Raw genomic sequence first — 14846 nt, 5'->3', positions numbered from 1 at the left:
CCCCGCCGGTGCGCCCGACGCTACCCGGGAGCCCCGACAGGGTGATCGACCGGCCGAAACCCCGACGTCGCCGCCGTCACGCGCCGTTTGCGGCCCACGGCGAGCGGTGACCCGGACCGCATGGCAACCGCAACGCACTACCTCGAGATCAACGCCCCGGCTGCCCAGTGCTACCAGTGGTGGCGTCCGCTGACCAACCTGCCGCAGATTATGGACGACGTGACCTCGGTCGAGCCCAAGGACGGCTCCGCGGACGTGACGCACTGGGTCGTCGACGGCCCGCTCGGCAAGCAGATCGAGTGGGACGCGAAGATCATCGACGAGGAGACCGACCGGAAGATCGCGTGGAAGTCGCTCGAGGAGAGCAACAACCACGTCGACACCGGGGGCGCGGTGCGCTTCGACCCGCACGGTGACAGCACCGGGGTCGAGGTCAGCCTCCACGTGAACACCCCCGGCGGCGCGATCGGCGACCTGGGCGCCAAGCTCTTCGCCGACCCGCAGAAGAAGATCGAGAAGGCCCTCGAGGAGTTCAAGCAGCTCATGGAGTCCTCGAACCAGCGCGTCTGACGCGCACCCGCGCACGTCACGGGCCCCGCACCGCTGAAGGTGGTGCGGGGCCCGACGTGTGTCCGGGACGTGCCCGCCGCGGCTAGCCTGGGTCGATGAGCGAGCCGGACCCGCCCGTGAGTGGGTACACCGACGAGGGCGTCCCGACGTTCGAGCACGTCCGGGAGACCATCGAGCGGCGGTCGGCCACCGCCGCCGGGTACGAGGAGCTCGTCGCCGACAGCCCCGCGGGCCAGGAGCGGGCCGAGCGCGAGGCGGAGCACGAGAGCGCCGCGCGCGACAAGCTCGAGGAGATCCGCCGCTCGGTGCGCGGCGAGGGCTGACCGGCTACCGGACGCCGACGAGCAGGGCCGCCGAGGTGCGGTCGTGCACGCCGAGGGCCGCGTAGGCGTTCTCGAGGTGCTTGCCCACCGTCCGCCGGCTGATGCCCAGCTCGTGGGCGATCGCGGAGTCGGTGGCGCCCCGGGCCACGCCGGCGACCACCGTCCGCTCCCGGGCGGTCAGCCGGCGCGGCGGCGTCCCCCGGGTCACGCGCCACAGGGCGTCGGTGAGGTGCGGGCGCACGAGGTCGAGCAGGGCCAGGTCGCGGTCGGTGAACTCCGGCCCCGCCCGGTGGAGCGCCACGCGCGCCTCGGCGCCCGCCCGGTCCACGACGAGCGTCACCCGGTGGTCCCGGCCGACCCCGGCCGCAGCTCCGGGCGGCCAGGACAGCGCGCGGCCGTCGAAACCCGTCGCCGCGAGCCCGTCGCCGCCGACGAGGGCCGCCAGCCCGGGCCACACGGCGTCGCCCAGGTCGTCCGCCCCGCGCACGACCGCCGCGGCCGCCACGAGGTCGAGGGCCGCGGACAGGACGGGCTCGGCGGTCATGGACCACGCTCCGTGGGCGGGTGACCGAGTGTCGACCTGCGTGCCGGTGCCCGCCAGGGCCCGCCGGGCCTACGTCACCCGTCCGGCCTACGGAGCCCTCCGTATCGATCACGGATACGTGACACGACTTCACTGGTCGCACCGCCGTCCGTATCCCGGCCCCAGGAGGCCCGCCATGCCCCGCATGATGCTCGACTGCCGTGAGATGCCGAGCGAGAGTGGCTGTTCGCTGACCCTGACGGGCGAGGAGGACGAGGTCGTCGAGGCCGGGGCCGCCCACGCCGTCGCGGTCCACGGGCACACCGACGGCGAGGAGCTCCGCGCCGGGCTGCGGGCCGGGCTGCGGGCCGCCCCGCAGGCGACCGGGCCGGGCGCGTTCGTGCAGCTCATCGAGTTCCAGACCCAGCAGTACGACCAGATGGACGCCCTCATCGACAGCTGGAAGGACGAGATCGGCACCGACCGGACCGCGGAGTGGATGGTCATGGGCCGCGACCGCGACCGGGCCGGCACGTACATGGAGGTCGTCGAGTTCCCGAGCGCGGAGGCCGCCCAGCGCAACTCCGAGAGCCCGGTCACCACGGCCTTCGCCGGCAAGATGATGGCCCTCTGCGACGGGCCGGTCACCTTCCACAACCTCGAGGTCGTGCGCGCCGAGACGCCCTAGCTGATATGGAGGGCACTTCTGTCAAGTGGGCAGGGGTGATGGGCCCTCGATGCGGTGCATCGTGGCTGGTCAGGGCGTTGTGGGTCCGGCGGGGCCGGGTGGGGTGGAGGCGTGCCGGCTCGACGCGCGGTCAGGCTGATATGCGCGGGTTGGTTACCGCATGACCGGGTGTTCGTCGGGAGCGTTCCGCGGATCTAGGGGCGAGCGTCGCCCTGCTCGATGAGGGTCGGGCGGAGCTGCTCATAGCTAACTCGCGGGTCGCTCCTCGCGCTGCCTGCATCCGCACCCGGCACCCGCCGGGGCTTGTGGGGGCGGCCGCGTGTCAGGCGGCCGCGTGATGCTGGTGCTCGTCGAGCACCGCGAGGCTCCAGCACCAGCCGGCGAGCTCGCGGGCCACGGCCACCACCGACACCGTCGGGCGCTTGCGGCGCTGCTCGAGACGGCACCAGCGTTGGTGTAGGCGGCGGTTGCCGGCCTCGGCGCGCGCCCGCACCGCGGCGGGCTGACCGTCGGCGCGCCGGGCCCGTTCCCGGCTGGGGCGCAGCGGGCGACGGTGATGCCAGGCGGCTTCGACCAGCAACCGGCGGGCGTGCGCGTTGCCGGTCTTGGTGATCCCGCCCTGGACCCGCCGAGCTCCCGAGGAGAACTCCGAGGGCACCAGCCCGAGGTAGGAACCGATGGTCGAGCCGGTGAAGCGGTGCCAGTCGGCGACCTCGACGCAGAGCCCGACCGCGGTCAGCGTGGAGACCCCGCGCAAGCAGCGCAGCCGTCCCACCGGCCCGGCCAGCGACGTCGTCTGGGCCATCTCCTCGATCGCGGTGTCGAGCCGGTCGCGGCGGGCGTGCACGCTGAACACCGCATCGAGGGCTTCGTCGAAGGCCAGCTGCACCCCGCGCCGGTCGAAGCGCTGGCGGCGCAACCAGTCGGTGTGCTCGCCGGTCCACGCGCTGCGGTCCCACACGATGCCCTGGCGCAGCAGCAGCTTGGAGAGCCGATGCCGGGCACGCATCAGGTCTCCCCGCGCGTCTTCACGGGCCCGCACCAGATCCCGGGCGGCTTCCTCGGCCTCGCTGGGGACCCGCACCGCGGGCAGTTCCCCGATGCGCAGCAGCCGCGCCAGGCGCTCAGCGTCCCGACGATCGGTCTTGACCTTGTCCCCGGCCGGACGCTCGAGCTTCGAGGGCGCGACCACCTCGCAACGGACCCCGGCCGCGGCCAACGCCCGCGCGAGTCCGAAACCGGTCGGCCCGGCCTCATAGGTCACCGCCACCGGCCCCGGCAGCGCGAGAACCCAGGCCACGATCGCGGCGGTCTGCGGCGCCACCCGCTGGGTGCGGATCTCGCACGCCTCGTCATCGATCGCGCACCCCACGACCGAACGAGCATGAACGTCCAGACCCACCCACGTACGCTCTGCCAACACCCGGCGCCTCCCGTAATTGCGGCACCGTCACCGAGTGCGACGGCGACCCGCGCCAACTTACGAGCGAGGCGCCGGGCCTCCATACGGTCTAGGGGTGGCGCCGCCGCGGCCGGGGCTGGCACGTCGGGCACCAGTACGACGAGCGGTTCATGAACGGCGCGCGCCGCACGGGCGTCCCGCAGCGCGGGCAGGGCCGGTCCTCCTGCCCGTAGACCGCCAGCGCGCGGTCGAAGTAGCCCGAGTCACCGTGGACGTCGACGTAGAGGGCGTCGAACGAGGTGCCGCCGGCCGCCAGCGCCTCGTCCATGACCTCGCGCGCCGCCGTGAGCAGCCGCCGTCCCTCGGGCCGGGTCAGCGTCGCGGTGGGCCGCTCGTAGTGCAGCTTCGCCCGCCACAGCGACTCGTCCGCGTAGATGTTGCCGATCCCCGAGACCAGCGTCTGGTCGAGCAGCGCGCGCTTGAGGCCGGTGCGCCGCCGGCGCAGCCCGCCGACCGCGGCCTCGGCGTCGAACACCGGATCCATGGGGTCGCGCCCGATGTGGGCGACGGGCACGGGTAGCGCGTCGGCGCCGGTCACGTCGGTGACGGTCAGGCCGCCGAACGTGCGCTGGTCGACGAACCGCAGCTCGTCGCGGCCCCTATCGGCGTGCTCCTCTGATGGATCGAACCGCACGCGGATCCGCAGGTGCTTCTCGTCGGGACGGTCGGCGGGCTGGACGAGCAGCTGGCCGCTCATGCCGAGGTGGGCCAGGAGGGCGGCCTCGGGGGCGTCGTCCCCCAGCTCCACCCACAAGTACTTGCCCCGGCGCCGCACGGCGCGCAGGCGCTGCCCGGTGAGGCGCTCGACCAGCTCGGCCCCGCCACCGGCCTGGCGGCGCACGGAGCGGGGGTGGAGGACCTCGACGTCGCGGACCCGGCGCCCGGTCACGTGGTCGGCGAGACCCCGGCGGACGACCTCGACCTCGGGGAGCTCAGGCATCGCCCGAGCCCGACTCCCCCTCCAGGTACTGGTACGCCGAGCGCGCGGCCTTCTGCTCGGCCTCCTTCTTGGTGCGCCCGATCCCGGTGCCGCGCTCGACGCCCGCGACGACGACCGTCGCCGTGAACTCCTTGAGGTGGTCCGGGCCCTGCTCGGTCATCCGGTACTCCGGCACGCCGAGGTCGCGGGCGGCGGTGAGCTCCTGGAGGCTGGTCTTCCAGTCCAGGCCCGCGCCCAGCAGCGGCGCGGTGCGCAGCAGCTCGCCGAACAGGCGCTCGACGACGGTGCGCGAGGTCTCGATGCCGTGCTGGAGGTGCACCGCGCCGAGCACCGCCTCGACGGCGTCGCCGAGGATGCTCGGCTTGTCGCGACCGCCGGTGAGCTCCTCGCCGCGCCCGAGGTAGAGGCGCTGGCCGAGGTCGAGCTCGCGGGCCACGCCGGCCAGCGCGTGCATGTTGACCACGCTCGCGCGCAGCTTGGCCAGCTGCCCCTCGGGCAGGTCGGGGTGCTCGCGGTAGAGCCGCTCGGTGACGACGACGCCCAGCACCGAGTCGCCCAGGAACTCCAGGCGCTCGTTGGTGGGCAGCCCGCCGTGCTCGTAGGCGTAGGAGCGGTGCGTCAGGGCGAGCTCGACCAGGTCGGCGTCGAGATCGACCCCCAAGACCTCACCGAGAGTCGGCTCGGACGGGGGCTGCTCCACCGGCTCCGCGCTCATGGACGTCACGTCGCCGTGCGCGGCCTCAGGCCGGGGTGACGGCCCGGCGGCCGTTGTACTGGCCGCAGTGCGGGCAGGCCACGTGCGGCGGCTTCGGCTGCGCGCAGGCCTTGTTCGGGCACGCCATGAGCTGCGGCACCGACGCCTTCCACTGCGAGCGGCGGGCGTGGGTGTTGGCGCGGGACATCCGGCGCTTCGGGACAGCCACGGTGGTTCAGTCTCCCTACGGGCGTGCTCTATCGACTAGTTCTCGGTGCGGCCGGCGCCGCCGTACTTCTCCTGCAGCGCGGCCCAGCGAGGGTCAATCTTCTCATGCGCCTCTCCGGCGGGGACGAAGGCCCAGGCGTCGGGGTCCGGGGACACCACGCCGGGGCAGTCCTCGCGGCAGAGCGGGGTCACCGGCAGCTCGAGCAGGACCGCGTCGCGCACCGCCGGCTCCAGGTCGATGCGCTCGTCGACGATGCGGCTGACCTCGTCGGCGTCGGCCGTCTCGTCGGTGACCGAGGACGGGTAGGCGTAGAGCTCGGTGAGGTCGACGCCGACGTGCTCGGTGAACTGCTCGAGGCAGCGCGAGCACTCCCCCGTGACGTCGGTGTCGACGGTGCCGGAGGCCAGGACGCCCTCCATCACCGACTCGAGGCGCAGGTCGAGCTCGATCGGCTCGCCCACGGGCACGCCGATCATCTCGAGGCCGAAGCCCTCGGGCGCCGGCACGTCGCGGCGCAGCGTCTTCATCTGGCCCGGACGGCGCAGCAGCTCGCGCGCGACGTCGACGACCCAGGGACTGTGCGCGTCCACGGTGGGGTTCGGGTGCTTCTCAGCGCCTGTCATTCGGCCTGTCATCTCGCTGATCGATCAGGGGGAGCCGCACGCCGCGGCCCGACGGATCAGTCTACGCGAGCGGGATCAGGCCCCGAGACGCTCGCCCAGCCGCTCGCCCCAGCGCCGCCAGCCCTCGCGGGGCTCGTCGCGCACCTCGGGGTCGTCCTCGGGGCGCTCGCGCGGCGGGCCGCCGGCCACGGGGCTCCCCGGTGCGCTCATGCGCAGCTGGTGGCGGTGGCGCCCGACGGTGTCGAGCACCGACTCGAGGGTCTCGGAGAAGTCGGCGAGGGTGCCGTCGACGTAGTGGTCGCACTCGGCGCGGCGGCGGTCGGCCTCGTCGGTGGCGGCGTCGACGATCCGCTCGCCCTCGGCGTGCGCCGCGCGGGTGACCTCGTGGGCGTCGACGAGGCGCGCCTGCTCGGCCCGCCCCTCGGCCACCGAGCGCTCGTAGTCCTGCCGCCCGGCCTCGGCCATGCGCTGGGCCTCGGCGTCGGCGCGCTCGGTGAGCTCGGCGTACTCGCGACGGCCGCGACCGACGGTGCGCTCCGCCTCGTGCTCGGCCTCGGCGATCATCTGCTGGGCCTGCTCGCGGGCCTCGGCCAACATCCGGTCGGCCTCCGCGCGGGCCTCCGCGCGTGCCTGCTCGGCCTCCGCGGTCGCGTCGGCCACGAGCTTGTCGCGGTGGTCGAGCACGTCCTGGGCGTCGTCCAGCTCGCCCGGCAGGGCCTCGCGGACGTCGTCGAGCAGCTCGAGGACGTCTCCGCGGGGCACGACGCAGCTGGTCGTCATGGGCAGCCCGCGCGCCTCCTCGCAGAGGGTCACGAGCTCGTCGAGCGCCTCGAACACGCGGTACACGCCGTGGAGTGTGCCGCCGACACGCGCGGTGGTCCGGGATTCACCCCGATGCCCGGCGTGTCGGGACTCCTCAGCCCAGGCGCTCGAGCAGGCGGCGGTGCACCTCGGGGTGCAGGAACGCCGAGACGTCCCCGCCGCCGCGCGCGACCTCCTTGACCAGCGAGCTCGAGACGAACGAGTGGGCCGGGTCGGTGATGAGGAAGACCGAGTCGACGCCGGTCTGGTGGCGGTTCATCTGGGCCATCGGCTCCTCGAAGCCGAAGTCGGTGGACGAGCGCAGGCCCTTGATCAGCGTCGCGGCGCCGATCGCGGTGCAGTAGTCGACGACGAGGCCCTCGAACGCGTCGGTGCGCACGTTGTCGACGCCCGCCAGCGCCGTCGCGAGCAGGTCGCGGCGCTCGTCGACGGTGAACAGGCCCTGCTTGGCGGGGTTGACCGCCACCGCCACGACGACCTCCTCGAAGAGCGCCGCGGCGCGGGTCACCACGTCGACGTGGCCGAGGGTGACGGGGTCGAACGAGCCGGGGCAGACCGCGATCGCCATGGCCGGGGATCATCGCAGAGGTGGACGCGGACCTGCTGCGCGCCGACGTCGCGGCGCTCTACCCGCAGTACGGGCTGCGCGTGGCCCACGCTGGGACGGTGCTCGTCGGGCCCACCGACGAGGAGCTCCTCGAGCTGGCCGCGGTGGTGGCCGAGCCGGGCGGGGTGGTCGAGCCCGGACGCGAGAGCGAGCTGCTCGGGTGGCCTGTCGACGAGGGCGACGCTGCCGCGCGCCGCTTCCTGGAGGGGGCCTGGCGGCTACGCGAGGCCCCGACGGCGGTGCGCTGGCGGGCGCCGCTCGCGGTGATCGACGGCGGGCGGGCCCTGGGCCTCGCGGTGCTCTCCCACGACCACCACGACCCGGCGGGCACCGTGCGCACCTCCTCGTGGCTCGCCCGCGCCGAGCAGGGACGCGGGCTCGGGCGCCGGGTGCGGCTGATGCTGCTGGAGCTGGCGTTCGGCCACCTCGGGGCGGTGCGCGCGGTGACAGCCGCGGCCGAGGGCAACGCCGCCTCCCTGCGGGTGTCCCAGCGCTGCGGCTACCGCGAGACCCACCGCGGGCCCGGCCCCGAAGGCGTGGTCGAGGTGCACCTCGCCGTGACCCCGGCGGCGTGGCGACGCCGGCGCCTGCCCGACGTCGACGTGGACGGCGTGGACGCCTTCCGGGCGGCGGTCGGGGGCTGACGCTGGGCCGTCCGGTCCCGTTTCCCCAGGTCATCGCAGGGCCGATCCTCAGGAGGTCACCGAGGAGGCACCCATGCCGGCAGGAACACCCGAGCGCCGTCGTCGTCGCGCACCCGACCCGTCGCCGTCCGAGGAGGCCCCCGACGCCGGCGCGCCCCGCGGCCGGCCCTCGGGGGACGCGGCGTCCCGGCCCGACGTCTACCTCGACGTCCCCAAGCTCGAGGTCGAGCACATCGGCCTGGAGGTGGAGGACCTGCGGGCGCACGTGTCGCTGCAGGCCGAGGTGCTCGACCTGGTCAAGCTCAACGTCGGCGTCGACGTCCAGCTGGGTCGCGTCGCCCTCGAGATCGACGGGGTGCAGGCCGAGGCGACGCTGAAGGTCCGCCTCGACGAGGTCGCGGGGATCATCGACCGGGTCCTGACCACCATCGACCGCAACCCCCAGATCCTCGAGACCCTCGCCCGCACGGCGCAGACCGCGGTGCAGGACGTGGGCGCGGGCGTGGGCGACGCGGTGGGCTCGGTGGGGCGCGCGGCCGGTGACGCGGTCGGCGAGGTCGCCGGGCAGGCCGGTGGGGCCGTCGAGCAGCTCACCGACGGGGCCGGGAACGCCGTCGGCGAGATCGCCGACAAGGCTGGCGAGGCGGTCGGCGAGGTCACCGACAAGGCCGGCGACGCGGCCGGCGACGTGACGGACGCGGTCGGCGACGCGACCGGCACGGGTGACGGCTCCGACACCTCGGACGACGAGCCCGACGCGACCGAGGATCCGGCACCGGCCGAGGTCCCGCAGCCCCGGCGCGGCCGCTCGCCGTCCACCCCGCGGCCCCGTCCCGCCCGCCGGGCGACCGGGTGAGCGAGGACCGGGCGCCGGACATCGAGGTCCGCAGCACGGTGCGGGCGCGCCGACTGCACTTCGAGGAGGTGCCCGACGTCCGCGTCGACCTGACGGGCGACCAGGGCGACGCCTCGATGTCCGGGAGCGAGCGGGAGAACCTCCCCGACCGCGTGCAGCCGCACGTGACCTACACCGACGTCCGCATCGACCACGCGATCCTGTCCTGGCTCGAGCAGCCCGAGGAGTGACCGCCCGGGCGGCCGGCGTGCACCGGCCGCCCGGGGCGCGTCAGCTGCCGGACTCGCTCGAGCGGCGACGGCGCGTGCCCGCCGGGCGTGCGCCGTCCTCCTCGCCGCCGGTCTCGGGGCGGCGCGCCGAGCGCGGCGCCCGCGGACGGGCCGGCGCGTCCGCAACGCCTCCGCCGGTCGAGCGGCGGCGCCGCGTGCCCGCGCCCCGGCCCGGCTGGGCGTCGGGGGTGTCCTCGGGGCGCTTCGAGCGCCGTGACGGGGCGTCCTGGGCCTCCTGGCCGTCCGACGACTCGCCCTGGCGGTGCCGACGGAGGCCGAACCGCTCGGCGAGACCGTGCTTCTCCTCGCCCCCGCCGTCCTGCTCGCCGGACTGCTCCTCCGACTGCTCCGCGGCCTCGTCGACGTCGACGCCCTCGTCGGCGTGGTCGTCGGTCTCCTCGACGTCGGCCTCGTCGTCGGTCTCCTCGACGTCCTCGGCCTCGTCGTCGGTCTCCTCGACGTCGGCCTCGTCGTCGGTCTCCTCGACGTCCTCGGCCTCGTCGTCGGTCTCCTCGACGTCCTCGTCCTCGTCCTCGACCTCGGCCTCGGCCTCGTCGTCGGTCACCTCGACGTCCTCGCCCTCGACCTCGGCCTCGTCGTCGGTGTCCTCGACGTCCTCGTCGGAGGCCTCGTCGCCCTCGGACTCCAGGTCGGCCTCGTCGTCGGTCTCCTCGACGTCCTCGTCGGAGGCCTCGTCGCCCTCGGCCTCCAGGTCGGCCTCGTCGTCGGTCTCCTCGACGTCCTCGGCTTCCAGGTCGGCGTCGTCCTCGGCCAGGTCGTCCTCGGCCAGGTCGTCCTCGGCCAGCTCCTCGTCCTGCTCCACGAGGTCGTCGGTGTCGGTGTCGGTGTCGGCGTCCTCGGTCGTGATGTCGATCCGCAGGGTCTTGCCGCCGATGACGACGGAGCCGTGCAGGTCGACCGATTCGATGTCCATGGGTGTGGTGGTCCTTCCGGGGTCCGGACACCGCTGTCCGGTCGGTCGCGGGTCCGGGGCCGGGGGCTCGACCCGCCGCGCGGGAGCCGGGCATTCCCGCACCTCCGGGCCCCGACGCGGTGCCGTCGGCGCGTCGAGACAAGTGGCTCCGTGCGGTCCAGACGGTGCGTCCCGGCACCGCGCGGCGGTGCGCCACGGGGCCGCGCGGGACGCCGCCGTCCGCCGCTCAAACCCGTCAGGTCGTGAACGCGGTGACCGTGACCCCGTCCGGCCCGGTCCGCATGGCCGACCGGTAGACGACCGCGCCGTCGGGGTTCGCGACGCGCTGCTGCGACCCGTCGGCGGGCAGTCCCGACGCCGCGAACCACGGGCCGGCGGCGTCCGCGGGGAGCCGCACCGCGAGCGCGACGCGGGTGTCGATGCCGTTCTGCACCTCGAGCCGGGTCACCGACGCCGCGGCCGGCAGCGGCGCCAGCGCCGCGAAGCGCAGCGCCCGCGCGACCCGCTCCGGGGTCGCCTCGATGGCCCCGCCCCGGTCCTCGCGGGGCGCCTCCCCGACCGTGCACCCCGCGACGACGAACAGCGCCAGCACGAGCGCCGCCGCCCACCTCACGGCGCCACCGCGAGGTGCAGCGTCGTCTCCCCGTAGCTGCGCGGCTCCTCGGGCTCGAGGCCGTCGGGCCACGCCGGCGCGGGCGACCGGGCGTCGCGCTCGACGACGACGAGCGCACCGGGGCGCGTCCACCGCGGCAGGAGCGCGACCACGTCGTCGACCGGGTCGGCGTAGGGCGGGTCGGCGAACACCAGGTCGACCGGGCTCGGCGTCCGCCGCAGGAACGCCAGCACCGCCGAGCGCCGCACGAGCGCGCCGCGCACGCCCGCCGTCCCGATGTTGGCCTGGATCACCGCGCACGCCCGCGGATCGCGCTCGACGAGCACCGCCGTGGACGCGCCGCGCGACAGCGCCTCGATCCCGAGCGCGCCGGAGCCGGCGTAGAGGTCGAGCACCTCCGCGTCCTCGAGCGCCCCGCGGGCCTCCAGCGCCGAGAACAACGCCTCCCGCACCCGGTCCGACGTCGGGCGCGTCCCCGTCGAGGGCACGGCGATCCGCCGGCCGCCGGCGACGCCGCCGATAATTCTCGTCACGACCGCGGGAGGCTACGGATCCGCGCCGGTGGGGCTGGCACAGCGCGAGGAACGAGCGCTGGGGCAGCCCAACCGTGGCGCGACTAACCGAGCACGACCACCAGGTCGCCGCCCTCCACCTGCTGGACGGCGTTGATCGCCAGCCGCTCGACCGTGCCGGCCTGCGGCGCGGTGATCGCGGCCTCCATCTTCATCGCCTCGATGGTCGCGACGGTGTCCCCGGCGTCGACGCTGTCGCCCTCGGCGACCTGCAGCGTCACCACGCCCGCGAACGGCGCGGGGACGTGGCCGGGCTCGCTGCGGTCGGCCTTCTCCGCGACCTTGACGTCGGTGGTGATCGACCGGTCGCGCACCTGCACCGGCCGCAGCTGCCCGTTGAGCGACATCAGCACGGTGCGCATGCCGCGCTCGTCCGGCTCGGCGACGGCCTCGAGCTCGATGAGCAGCTGCACGCCGGTGTCGATGTCGACGGCGTACTCGCGCTCGGATTCCAGGCCGTAGAAGAACTCCTGGCTGCGCAGCACCGACGTGTCGCCGTAGGAGCGGCGGTGCTCGCGGAAGTCCTTCGTCGGGCCGGGGAAGAGCAGCGCGTTGAGCGTCGCGGCGCGGTCGGCCTCGAGGCCCTTGCGGTCGTCGTCGGTGAGGTCGGTGATGCCCGGACGCTCGGCGCGGCCCTCGAGCGCCTTCGTGCGCAGCGGCTCGGGCCAGCCCCCCGGCGGGTCGCCCAGCTCGCCGCGCAGGAACCCGATCACCGAGTCGGGGATGTCGTAGCGGCGCGGATCGGCCTCGAACGCGGCCGGGTCGACGCCGGCGCCGACGAAGTGCAGCGCGAGGTCGCCGACGACCTTCGACGACGGCGTGACCTTCACCAGGTGCCCGAGCATGCGGTCGGCGGCGGCGTAGGCGTCCTCGATCTGCTCGAACCGGTCGCCCAGGCCCAGCGCCACCGCCTGCGTGCGCAGGTTCGACAGCTGCCCGCCGGGGATCTCGTGGTGGTAGACGCGACCGGTGGGCGAGGTCAGGCCGGCCTCGAACGGCGCGTAGACCTTGCGCACGACCTCCCAGTACGGCTCGAGCGCGTTGACGGCGTCGAGCGACAGGCCCGTCTCCCGCGCGGAGTGGTCGGTGGCCGCGACCAGCGCCGAGAGCGACGGCTGCGAGGTCGTGCCGGCCATCGAGGCGACGGCGGCGTCGACGGCGTCCACCCCGGCGTCGATCGCGGCCGTCAGCGTGGCCAGCTGGCCGCCCGCGGTGTCGTGGGTGTGCAGGTGCACGGGCAGGTCGAAGCGCTCGCGCAGCGCCGTGACCAGCGTCCGGGCCGCCGGCGGGCGCAGCAGGCCCGCCATGTCCTTGATCGCCAGGATGTGCGCCCCGGCCTCGACGATCTGCTCGGCGAGCCCCAGGTAGTAGTCGAGCGTGTAGAGCTTCTCGCCCGGGTCCGACAGGTCGCCCGTGTAGCAGAGGGCGACCTCGGCGACGGCCCCGCCGGACTGGCGCACGGCGTCGATCGCGGGACGCATCTGGCTGATGTCGTTGAGCGCGTCGAAGATCCGGAAGATGTCGATGCCGGTCCGGGCCGCCTCGGCGACGAACGCGTCGGTGACCTCGGTCGGGTAGGGCGTGTAGCCGACGGTGTTGCGCCCGCGCAGCAGCATCTGCAGGCAGAGGTTCGGCACGGCCTCGCGCAGCCCGGCGAGCCGCTCCCACGGGTCCTCGGCGAGGAAGCGCAGCGCGACGTCGTAGGTCGCGCCGCCCCAGCACTCGAGCGAGAGCAGTTCCGGGACGGTGCGCGCCACGTGCGGGGCGATGCCGAGCAGATCGCGGGTGCGCACACGGGTCGCGAGCAGCGACTGGTGGGCGTCGCGGAACGTCGTGTCGGTGACCGGCACCGTGGTCTGCGCCCGCAGCCACGACGCGAAGCCCTCGGGACCGAGCTCGGCGAGCCGCTGGCGCGATCCGTCGGGCGGCGCGACCGTGAGGTCGACGTCCGGGAGCTTCTCGCGCGGGTCGGCCAGCTGCGGGGCCTCGCCGTGCGGCTTGTTGACGGTGACGTCGGCGAGGTAGCTCATCAGCCGGGTGCCGCGGTCGGCGGGCGCCCGCGCGGCCAGGAGCTCGGGGTGCTCGGCGATGAACGACGTGGTGACCCGGCCCTCGCGGAAGTCCGGCTCGTCGAGCAGGGCCATGAGGAACGGGATGTTGGTGGCCACGCCGCGCACGCGGAACTCGGCGAGCGCGCGGCGCGCCCGGCGCACGGCGGTCTCGAAGGTGCGGCCGCGGCACGTGACCTTGACCAGCAGCGAGTCGAAGTGGGCGCTGATCTCGGCGCCCGCGTAGGCGGTGCCGCCGTCGAGACGGACGCCCGAGCCCGAGGCCGAGCGGTACGCCGAGATCATCCCGATGTCGGGGCGGAACTCGTTGGCGGGGTCCTCGGTGGTGATGCGGCACTGGACGGCGAACCCGTGCAGGGCCACCGACTCCTGCGAGAGCTCGAGGTCGGCCAGCGTGGCGCCGGCGGCGATGCGCATCTGGGCGGCCACGAGGTCGACGTCGGCGACCTCCTCGGTGACCGTGTGCTCCACCTGGATGCGCGGGTTCATCTCGATGAAGTGGTGCTGCCCGTCGGCGTCGAGCAGGAACTCGACGGTGCCCGCGTTGACGTAGCCGATCTTCTCGGCGAACGAGACGGCGTCCGCGCAGATCCTCATCCGCAGCTCGGGCGACAGGTGCGGCGCGGGGGCGATCTCCACGACCTTCTGGTGACGTCGCTGCACCGAGCAGTCGCGCTCGAAGAGGTGCATCACGTGGCCCTCGCCGTCGGCGAGGATCTGCACCTCGATGTGCCGCGGGTCGATCACGGCCTGCTCGAGGATCACCGTCGGGTCGCCGAAGGCCGAGCCCGCCTCGTTCATCGCCGCCTGCAGCGCGTCGCGCAGCGCGTGCTCCTCCTGCACCAGGCGCATGCCGCGCCCGCCGCCGCCGGCGACCGCCTTGACGAACAGCGGGAACGTCATCTCGGCCGCCGAGGCGAGCAGGGTGTCGAGGTCGTCGGACGGGTCGCTGGAGTCGAGCACCGGGACGCCGGCCTCGCGGGCCGCGGCCACGGCGCGGTGCTTGTTGCCGGCCATCGCGAGCACCCGCGGGGGCGGGCCGATGAACGTGATGCCCGCGTCCTGGCAGGCGGTCGCCAGGCCCGGGTTCTCCGACAGGAAGCCGTAGCCGGGGTAGACGGCGTCGGCGCCGGAGCGCCGCGCGGCGTCGATGATCGCCTCGATCGACAGGTACGCGCGGACGGGGTGGCCGACCTCGCCGATCTGGTAGGCCTCGTCGGCCTTGAGCCGGTGCTCGGAGTTGCGGTCCTCGTGCGGGAAGACGGCCACCGTCTGCGCACCGAGCTCGTACGCGGCCCGGAAGGCCCGGATGGCGATCTCGCCGCGGTTGGCCACGAGCACCTTGCGGAACATCCTCGGAATCCTCCTGACGAGCACGACCGCCGCGCGGGATGGAGCACGCTATCGC

General features: G+C 74.5%; 18 protein-coding genes. 6 read left to right on the top strand and 12 right to left on the bottom strand.

All coding sequences use genetic code 11. The features are described 5' to 3' along the window. The first annotated feature begins 120 nt into the window (after nucleotides 1-120). Together ACQPX6_RS10090 and ACQPX6_RS10085 are read left to right on the top strand one after the other, a co-directional pair. Nucleotides 121-570 carry an SRPBCC family protein gene (locus ACQPX6_RS10090; RefSeq protein WP_433787172.1) on the top strand — a complete coding sequence of 150 codons (450 nt, stop codon included), beginning with the start codon at nucleotides 121-123 and terminating at the stop codon, nucleotides 568-570. Between the two features lie 95 nt (nucleotides 571-665). Further along, a complete protein-coding gene (locus tag ACQPX6_RS10085) occupies nucleotides 666-893 on the top strand; it encodes a hypothetical protein (RefSeq protein ID WP_433787171.1) in 228 nt (75 codons plus the stop codon). Nucleotides 894-897: 4 nt separating this feature from the next. On the opposite strand, the gene ACQPX6_RS10080 is transcribed toward ACQPX6_RS10085, so the two are convergent. Further along, nucleotides 898-1437: a response regulator transcription factor gene (locus ACQPX6_RS10080; RefSeq protein WP_433787170.1), complete on the bottom strand. Its 540-nt coding sequence runs from the start codon at nucleotides 1435-1437 to the stop codon at nucleotides 898-900. Nucleotides 1438-1612: 175 nt separating this feature from the next. Between ACQPX6_RS10080 and ACQPX6_RS10075 the strand changes: the two genes are divergently transcribed. Further along, entirely contained in the window at nucleotides 1613-2104 is a 492-nt protein-coding gene (locus ACQPX6_RS10075; protein ID WP_433787169.1) for a DUF1059 domain-containing protein, read from the top strand. A gap of 322 nt (nucleotides 2105-2426) precedes the next feature. Here the strand turns inward: ACQPX6_RS10075 and ACQPX6_RS10070 are convergent, their stop codons facing one another. The 7 genes from ACQPX6_RS10070 to coaD all read right to left on the bottom strand — a co-directional run bounded on the left by ACQPX6_RS10070 (nucleotide 2427) and on the right by coaD (nucleotide 7442). Beyond that, nucleotides 2427-3506: an IS110 family transposase gene (locus tag ACQPX6_RS10070; protein WP_433781620.1), complete on the bottom strand. Its 1080-nt coding sequence runs from the start codon at nucleotides 3504-3506 to the stop codon at nucleotides 2427-2429. 109 nt (nucleotides 3507-3615) lie between these two features. Then, the gene (mutM, locus tag ACQPX6_RS10065; protein ID WP_433787168.1) at nucleotides 3616-4506 is read right to left on the bottom strand and encodes a bifunctional DNA-formamidopyrimidine glycosylase/DNA-(apurinic or apyrimidinic site) lyase; all 891 of its coding nucleotides are present in this window, start codon (nucleotides 4504-4506) and stop codon (nucleotides 3616-3618) included. Then, nucleotides 4499-5221 carry a ribonuclease III gene (gene rnc, locus ACQPX6_RS10060; RefSeq protein ID WP_433787167.1) on the bottom strand — a complete coding sequence of 241 codons (723 nt, stop codon included), beginning with the start codon at nucleotides 5219-5221 and terminating at the stop codon, nucleotides 4499-4501. Before rnc ends, mutM begins: the two co-directional genes overlap by 8 nt. Nucleotides 5222-5246: 25 nt before the next feature. Beyond that, nucleotides 5247-5429, bottom strand: a complete 183-nt coding sequence (gene rpmF / locus ACQPX6_RS10055; protein ID WP_433787166.1) for a large ribosomal subunit protein bL32 — start codon at nucleotides 5427-5429, stop codon at nucleotides 5247-5249. Nucleotides 5430-5464: 35 nt separating this feature from the next. Next, a complete protein-coding gene (locus ACQPX6_RS10050; protein ID WP_433787165.1) occupies nucleotides 5465-6052 on the bottom strand; it encodes a YceD family protein in 588 nt (195 codons plus the stop codon). Between the two features lie 75 nt (nucleotides 6053-6127). Further along, nucleotides 6128-6898 carry a DivIVA domain-containing protein gene (locus ACQPX6_RS10045; RefSeq protein WP_433787164.1) on the bottom strand — a complete coding sequence of 257 codons (771 nt, stop codon included), beginning with the start codon at nucleotides 6896-6898 and terminating at the stop codon, nucleotides 6128-6130. A 70-nt stretch (nucleotides 6899-6968) separates the two neighbouring features. Then, nucleotides 6969-7442, bottom strand: a complete 474-nt coding sequence (gene coaD / locus ACQPX6_RS10040; protein WP_433787163.1) for a pantetheine-phosphate adenylyltransferase — start codon at nucleotides 7440-7442, stop codon at nucleotides 6969-6971. 20 nt (nucleotides 7443-7462) lie between these two features. On the opposite strand from coaD, the gene ACQPX6_RS10035 reads away from it, so the two are divergent. From ACQPX6_RS10035 to ACQPX6_RS10025, 3 genes are all read left to right on the top strand, one after another. Then, nucleotides 7463-8125, top strand: a complete 663-nt coding sequence (locus tag ACQPX6_RS10035) for a GNAT family N-acetyltransferase (RefSeq protein WP_433787162.1) — start codon at nucleotides 7463-7465, stop codon at nucleotides 8123-8125. 73 nt (nucleotides 8126-8198) lie between these two features. Then, nucleotides 8199-8981: a hypothetical protein gene (locus ACQPX6_RS10030; RefSeq protein WP_433787161.1), complete on the top strand. Its 783-nt coding sequence runs from the start codon at nucleotides 8199-8201 to the stop codon at nucleotides 8979-8981. Continuing rightward, nucleotides 8978-9211: a hypothetical protein gene (locus tag ACQPX6_RS10025; protein WP_433787160.1), complete on the top strand. Its 234-nt coding sequence runs from the start codon at nucleotides 8978-8980 to the stop codon at nucleotides 9209-9211. The genes ACQPX6_RS10030 and ACQPX6_RS10025 overlap by 4 nt, the downstream gene beginning before the upstream one ends. Before the next feature lie 40 nt (nucleotides 9212-9251). Here the strand turns inward: ACQPX6_RS10025 and ACQPX6_RS10020 are convergent, their stop codons facing one another. The 4 genes from ACQPX6_RS10020 to ACQPX6_RS10005 form a co-directional block, all read right to left on the bottom strand. Next, a complete protein-coding gene (locus ACQPX6_RS10020; protein WP_433787159.1) occupies nucleotides 9252-10184 on the bottom strand; it encodes a hypothetical protein in 933 nt (310 codons plus the stop codon). 235 nt (nucleotides 10185-10419) lie between these two features. Further along, nucleotides 10420-10797, bottom strand: a complete 378-nt coding sequence (locus ACQPX6_RS10015) for a hypothetical protein (RefSeq protein WP_433787158.1) — start codon at nucleotides 10795-10797, stop codon at nucleotides 10420-10422. Beyond that, the gene (gene rsmD / locus ACQPX6_RS10010) at nucleotides 10794-11330 is read right to left on the bottom strand and encodes a 16S rRNA (guanine(966)-N(2))-methyltransferase RsmD (RefSeq protein WP_433787157.1); all 537 of its coding nucleotides are present in this window, start codon (nucleotides 11328-11330) and stop codon (nucleotides 10794-10796) included. Before rsmD ends, ACQPX6_RS10015 begins: the two co-directional genes overlap by 4 nt. Before the next feature lie 83 nt (nucleotides 11331-11413). Then, nucleotides 11414-14791, bottom strand: coding sequence for a pyruvate carboxylase (locus ACQPX6_RS10005; protein WP_433787156.1), 3378 nt, complete (start codon nucleotides 14789-14791; stop codon nucleotides 11414-11416). Nucleotides 14792-14846 lie beyond the last annotated feature (55 nt).

The organism is Actinomycetospora sp. CA-101289 (assembly GCF_050955895.1).
Lineage (GTDB): Bacteria > Actinomycetota > Actinomycetes > Mycobacteriales > Pseudonocardiaceae > Actinomycetospora.
Note: the sequence above shows the minus strand (reverse complement) of the source record. Positions and strands in the feature narration are given on the sequence as shown.

Excerpts from the sequence above, each read along its gene's own strand:
- ACQPX6_RS10030 (WP_433787161.1), top strand. The coding sequence starts at position 8,199 with ATGCCGGCAGGAACACCCGAGCGCCGTCGTCGTCGCGCACCCGACCCG.
- ACQPX6_RS10090 (WP_433787172.1), top strand. The coding sequence starts at position 121 with ATGGCAACCGCAACGCACTACCTCGAGATCAACGCCCCGGCTGCCCAG.
- ACQPX6_RS10020 (WP_433787159.1), bottom strand. The coding sequence starts at position 10,184 with ATGGACATCGAATCGGTCGACCTGCACGGCTCCGTCGTCATCGGCGGC.
- ACQPX6_RS10085 (WP_433787171.1), top strand. The coding sequence starts at position 666 with ATGAGCGAGCCGGACCCGCCCGTGAGTGGGTACACCGACGAGGGCGTC.
- ACQPX6_RS10075 (WP_433787169.1), top strand. The coding sequence starts at position 1,613 with ATGCCCCGCATGATGCTCGACTGCCGTGAGATGCCGAGCGAGAGTGGC.
- ACQPX6_RS10005 (WP_433787156.1), bottom strand. The coding sequence starts at position 14,791 with ATGTTCCGCAAGGTGCTCGTGGCCAACCGCGGCGAGATCGCCATCCGG.
- ACQPX6_RS10050 (WP_433787165.1), bottom strand. The coding sequence starts at position 6,052 with ATGACAGGCGCTGAGAAGCACCCGAACCCCACCGTGGACGCGCACAGT.
- coaD (WP_433787163.1), bottom strand. The coding sequence starts at position 7,442 with ATGGCGATCGCGGTCTGCCCCGGCTCGTTCGACCCCGTCACCCTCGGC.
- mutM (WP_433787168.1), bottom strand. The coding sequence starts at position 4,506 with ATGCCTGAGCTCCCCGAGGTCGAGGTCGTCCGCCGGGGTCTCGCCGAC.
- ACQPX6_RS10080 (WP_433787170.1), bottom strand. The coding sequence starts at position 1,437 with ATGACCGCCGAGCCCGTCCTGTCCGCGGCCCTCGACCTCGTGGCGGCC.
- rnc (WP_433787167.1), bottom strand. The coding sequence starts at position 5,221 with ATGAGCGCGGAGCCGGTGGAGCAGCCCCCGTCCGAGCCGACTCTCGGT.